At 66.3% G+C, this 5,270-nt stretch carries 7 protein-coding genes and 1 pseudogene; 6 read left to right on the top strand and 2 right to left on the bottom strand.

Annotated features, from left to right (window positions below):
* Positions 1–275, bottom strand: a pseudogene (locus tag ABNS06_RS12210) (NADPH-dependent 2,4-dienoyl-CoA reductase); the annotation flags it as partial.
* 164 nt (positions 276–439) lie between these two features.
* On the opposite strand from ABNS06_RS12210, the gene ABNS06_RS12205 reads away from it, so the two are divergent.
* Positions 440–634: a hypothetical protein gene (locus tag ABNS06_RS12205; RefSeq protein ID WP_348674877.1), complete on the top strand. Its 195-nt coding sequence runs from the start codon at positions 440–442 to the stop codon at positions 632–634.
* 115 nt (positions 635–749) lie between these two features.
* On the opposite strand, the gene ABNS06_RS12200 is transcribed toward ABNS06_RS12205, so the two are convergent.
* Positions 750–1,571, bottom strand: a complete 822-nt coding sequence (locus ABNS06_RS12200) for a crotonase/enoyl-CoA hydratase family protein (protein WP_348674876.1) — start codon at positions 1,569–1,571, stop codon at positions 750–752.
* Positions 1,572–1,636: 65 nt separating this feature from the next.
* On the opposite strand from ABNS06_RS12200, the gene ABNS06_RS12195 reads away from it, so the two are divergent.
* The 5 genes from ABNS06_RS12195 to ABNS06_RS12175 all read left to right on the top strand — a co-directional run.
* Positions 1,637–2,173 carry a PadR family transcriptional regulator gene (locus tag ABNS06_RS12195; protein WP_348674875.1) on the top strand — a complete coding sequence of 179 codons (537 nt, stop codon included), beginning with the start codon at positions 1,637–1,639 and terminating at the stop codon, positions 2,171–2,173.
* Between the two features lie 52 nt (positions 2,174–2,225).
* Positions 2,226–2,474, top strand: a complete 249-nt coding sequence (locus ABNS06_RS12190; RefSeq protein WP_348674874.1) for a DUF1272 domain-containing protein — start codon at positions 2,226–2,228, stop codon at positions 2,472–2,474.
* Complete coding sequence (locus tag ABNS06_RS12185) at positions 2,471–3,394, top strand: histone deacetylase (protein WP_348674873.1); 924 nt, start codon at positions 2,471–2,473, stop codon at positions 3,392–3,394. Before ABNS06_RS12190 ends, ABNS06_RS12185 begins: the two co-directional genes overlap by 4 nt.
* Positions 3,382–4,260, top strand: a complete 879-nt coding sequence (locus ABNS06_RS12180) for a DUF6279 family lipoprotein (protein ID WP_348674872.1) — start codon at positions 3,382–3,384, stop codon at positions 4,258–4,260. Before ABNS06_RS12185 ends, ABNS06_RS12180 begins: the two co-directional genes overlap by 13 nt.
* A gap of 88 nt (positions 4,261–4,348) precedes the next feature.
* Positions 4,349–5,270, top strand: a 922-nt coding sequence (locus tag ABNS06_RS12175; RefSeq protein ID WP_348674871.1) for a transporter substrate-binding domain-containing protein, incomplete at its 3' end; no start/stop codon positions are given.

Genomic DNA, 5,270 nt, shown 5'->3' with positions numbered 1-5,270 from the left:
TTGGTGACCTGCCGATGACGGTCGACCTCGCGCCGCGACGAGAGCTTGGACGCCATCGGGTAGAGCCAGCCTTCCATGTTCGGCGAAAAGCCGCCGGTCACGATCAGCCCGACGCCGCCGGCGGCACGCTCGCGAAAATAGGCCGCCAGCTTGGGAAAGTCCTTGGCCTTGTCTTCCAGGCCGGTGTGCATGGAGCCCATCAGCACGCGGTTGCGCAAGGTGGTGAAGCCGAGGTCCAGGGGTTCGAGCAGCTTCGGGTACGGAGACGTGGTCACGTGAAATCCTCGGGAAGGTCGGTGCGTGGCATGGGATATGCGGCCCACCGCGCGGTCAGCCCGGGCCGATGATCAACGGCACCCCCATGGAACCGGGGGCGGGCATGGCAACGGGAGTCGGGCGGGATGCCCGGCACTTTCTTGGACGAAACAAGGGTTAATGCATGAAAACGATGAAACAGGTTTGCGCAGCGGCTTTGCTGGTCACCGCGATGGGCACGGCTGGCGCCGCGGATGACAGCGAATCCAGCATCCAGATGTGCTTCTACCCGGCGCCGGTGTCGTCGGCGGGTGATGTCATCACGGTGACGCTGGATGCCGTTGCCTGTGTGGCCAGCCAGCTGATCAGCGCCGAGTAAGCGACACGCGCTGATTCGAGCGGCGGCGCCGAGGTCTTCGGTGCCGCCGTTTTCATATCCGCTGCAACCCGGTTTCACCACGTTTCCCGACTTGGTCGCCGAACTCGACGGGCGGTCAACCGAGCTTGCGTGGCTCGTAGGGTGTGGTGGCCTCGCCGGTTTCCGACTTGGCCATCTCGGTGTTGCGCTTGGCGGCGATGCGCTGATTCTTGCGCCCCATCAGCTTGCGCTGCCAGCGGCGCTCCGCGGCCAGGGTCTCTCCCTCGTCGGCCAGCCAGGCGTCGTGAATCAATGCCTTGCCGGCGGCGATGGCGTCCGGCGAGCGCACCAGCATCTCGGCGATCAGTTCGTTCGCCTTGGCTTCGGGATCGGCGGTGACGTGCGTGACCAGGCCCAGTTCGCCGGCCTGCTCACCGGAGAGCACGCGCCCGGTGAAGGTCAGTTCCTTGGCGACATCGGCCGGGAGCAGTTCACGCAGCGTGACCATGCCGCTCATGTCGGGCACGAGGCCCCATTTGGCCTCCATGATCGACAACTTGGCGTCCGGTGTGGTGATGCGGATGTCCGCCGCCAGGGCGAGCTGGATGCCGGCCCCGAAGCAGTTGCCGTGTATGCAGGCGATGACCGGCACCGGCAATGCCCGCCACACCATGCCCCATTGCTGGAACATGTTCGTGACCGGGCTGTGCAGCGCGGCCATGCCGTGCGCCATGCGCTTGGGGTCGGCGAACATGGATTTCACGTCCAGCCCGGCGCAGAAACTCGGGCCGTTGCCGGAGAGCAGCACGGCGCGAAGGTCGCGGTCTTTCGCCAGCGACCGTCCGGCCTTGATCACGGCCTTGAGCATGGCGAAGTCCATGCCATTGTGCTTTTCCGGACGATTCAGGCGCACGTGCGCGATCTCGCCCTGCCGGTCGATGATGACGCGTTCGCTCATGACGAAGTTCTCTGCTGGCCAGTGCGGGGCTCGACGTTATATGCACCTTGTTGCATAGTCAACCGATGTCACTGAAGCACGCCATCCTGGTTTCCCTGGCCGAGCGGCCCGCCTCCGGCTACGAACTGGTGAGTCGTTTCGACCGCTCGATCGGTTACTTCTGGCGCGCCAGTCATCAGCAGATGTATCGCGAACTGCCCAAGCTGCAAACCGCCGGCTGGGTCTCTGCGGAAGATGTGCCGCAATCCGGCAAACCCGACAAGCGGGTCTATGCGATCACCGATGCCGGGCGCGATGCGCTGGCCAAATGGCTGCGGGCACCGGTTGGCCCGGAGCCGGTGCGCGAGAGTCTGATGGTGAAGGTGCGCGGCGCCGCCGTGCTGGGCGCCGACCACGTGCTGCCGGAGATTCGCCGTCACCGGGCCTTGCACGCCGACAAGCTCGCGCTGTTTCGGCAGATCGAGCGGGAGCAGTTCGGCGACGGGGCCGGTGACGATGCCACCGGTCGGTGCCGCTACCTCGCGCTGCGCAGCGGCGTGCTCTACCACGAGAGCTGGGTGCGCTGGTGCGATGAGGCGCTAGTGCTGCTGGAGCGGGTCTGATGGCCGTGTTCAACATGTCCGGCATCTGCTCACGCTAATCTGCCGTCCCCTCTTGTTGAGACTGGCCATGCTGGAGATGCGTCCGGGCTGTGAACGCTGCGACGTCGATCTGCCGCCGGATCAAACCGGTGCCTGGGTTTGCTCGTTCGAGTGCACCTTCTGCACGGATTGCGCGAACGATGATTTCCAGCGGGTCTGTCCCAATTGCGGTGGAGAACTGGTGCACCGCCCGACACGCGTGGGCGATGCGCTGCGGAAACACCCGGGTTCCACGCTCCGGATTCACAACCCGCCGTCGTGAGCCGCCTGCCCATCGTCTTTCATCCGGTGTACTCGAAGGTCGTGCTGCCGGATCGACACCCGTTCCCGATGAGCAAGTTCGGGATGCTTCGGGAAGAACTGCTGGCCCAGGGCATCGCCGTGGCCGACCAGTTCAGCGAACCCGAGCCGGCCGATGTGGAACTGCTGTCGCTGGCGCATGACCGGGACTATCTGCGACGCCTGATCCATGGTGATCTGAGCGCCGCCGAGGTGCGTCGGCAGGGGTTTCCCTGGTCGCCGGCGCTGGTGGCGCGCTCGATGGCCGCGGTGGGTGGCACCTGCCACACGCTGGAGCTGGCCCTGTCCGCCGGGCTGGCCGCGCACTGCGCCGGTGGCACCCACCACGCGCACCGCGACTTCGGGTCCGGATACTGCGTGCTCAACGATCTCGCGGTTGCGGCGGCCTGGGCGCTGGCCAGTGGTCGCGTCGGGCGCGTGCTGATCATCGACTGCGACGTGCACCAGGGTGACGGCACCGCGCGCATCTTCGAGCGTGAGCCGCGTGTCTTCACCTTGTCGTTTCATGCGGCGACGAACTTCCCCGTGCGCAAGGCCGTCAGCGATCGCGATGTCGCGCTGGCCCGCGATACCGGCGATGCCGGGTATCTGGCGGCGCTGGCGGAGCACATTCCGGAAGTGATGGATCGATTCCGCCCCGACTGCGTGCTGTATGACGCGGGCGCGGATGTGCACGTCGCCGACCGGCTGGGCCATCTGGCGCTCACGGACGATGGCATGCGTGCCAGGGATCGCTATGTCATCGAGCAATGCCTGCGGCGCGACGTGCCGGTCGCCTGCGTGATCGGCGGCGGCTACGATCGGGATGTTCCGGCGCTGGTGCGCCGGCATGTCTTCGTCCACGAACAGGCTTCGAAATGCTTCGACCAGTGGCTGAACTAATCCCGAAAGCGCTGCGCATCGTTGGTGGCTTCGGGCTGGTGCTGAGCCTGGTGCTGGGTGCCGGGTGCAGCACCGCGACCAAGTTCGGCTACAACCACCTGGACTGGTTCGCCAAACGGGAGATCGGCAAGTACTTCGACCTCACCGATCGTCAGGAAGACTGGTTCGAGCCGCGGTTCGAGGCCCTGTGGCTGTGGCACCGGCACGAGCAGCTTCCGCTTTACGTGGCCGATCTGCGCGAACTGGCCGAGCAGGCGCGGGGGCCGATGAGCCGGGAGCAGATCGCCGACGTGCTTGCCATGGTTCAGGCGCATGTCGATCGTGTGCTGGAGCGGGCAACGCCGGAGACCGTGACCCTGCTGGCGATGCTGGACGACCAGCAGGTGAAATCGATTCTCGAAGAGGTGGACGACAGCATCGAGGATGTTGCCGAAGACCTGGAGGAGGACACCGACGAGGATCGCCGCGAGGACGCGGTTGACCGTGTCGAGGACTGGATGAAGAAGCGCTATGGCCGGCTGTCGGATGCGCAGAAGGCGCTGATCGAGGACTGGTCGCATACGCGCGAGTCCAGCCCGGAGGAGTGGCTGGATCACTCGTATCGATGGCGCGCGGCGTTTGCCGAGGCGCTGGCGGCACGCTCCGAAACCGGGTTCGCCGAGCGGGTTGCTCACCTGCTGTTCGACGACACGGCGCTGGTCCCGCAACCCCTGCTGGAATCCCGCGAACGCAACCAGGCGCGCTGGATGGAACTGGCGGCGGGGATCAGCGCGATCGCCAACGAGCGCCAGCGCGATCATCTGGTCGACTACCTGACCGATTTCGCCGAGGACTTCGACAAGCTGTCGCGCCAGCGCCGGGACTAGGCCCTGCGGTCGCCACCAGGCGTTCAACCGGTCGGCGTGGCGGGTTTGATAGCGTGTGAAGGCGAGGATCGAGATCGGAGGGAGTGTCATGCCGTATCGAAGCCTGCTCGCCATCGCCGCGCTGGCCATGTCGGCCTGCGGTTCCGGCGGCGGGGGGTCATCCACCGACAGTGCGTCAACGGAGCGGGCGGGCCGCGACCTCGCGGCCATCCGGGCCTCGGGCGCGCTGCGGGTCGCCATCCGCAATGCGCCGACGATCTGGTACGTGGATCGCTTCGACCGCCACGCGGGGCTGGAATACGATCGAGTCGACGCCCTGGCGGATGCCCTGGGCGTGTCGCTGGAACTGGTCGAGGCGTCGTCCACCGCGGGTGTGCTCGACGCCGTGGCCGATGGCCGGGCTGACCTTGGCGCGGCCGGACTCACGGTTACGGACCAGCGTGCCGAGCGCTTCGCGTTCTCCGCGCCGACCCTGCGGATCACCGAGCAGGTGATCTGCAACCGGGAAGGCCGGCGGGCGAAATCGCCGGAGGCCTTGCCGACGGTCACATTGAAGGTGGCGGATCGGACCAGCTACGTTGGCAGCCTGCGTGACCTGGCCGCTGCCCAGCCCGGTTTTCGGGTTCAGACGGTTGATGACACCACGGAATCCCTGCTGCGTCAGGTGTGGACCGGGTCGCTGGACTGCACCGTCGCCGATTCGCATATTTTCGCCCTCAATCGCCGCTATTTCCCCACGCTGGTCGCGGAGTTCCCGCTGTCCGAGCAGCGGGACATCGCCTGGGCCATGCCCCGATCCGCCGGGAAGTTGGTGAAGGCCGTGAACCAGTGGCTGGCGCATCCGGACACGCAGACGCTGCTGAGCGCCACGGAGACCCGTTACTTCGCGGTGTCCGAAATCTTCGATTTCGTCGACATGCGCGCCTTTACCCGTCGGATCGACGAGCGCTATCCCAAGCTGGACAACTACTTCGAGCAGGCCGCCGAGGCGCATGGCGTGGACGCGGTCC

The organism is uncultured Abyssibacter sp., from assembly GCF_964000955.1.
GTDB lineage: Bacteria > Pseudomonadota > Gammaproteobacteria > Nevskiales > OUC007 > Abyssibacter.
This window is presented reverse-complemented; position numbering and strand designations above follow the sequence as displayed.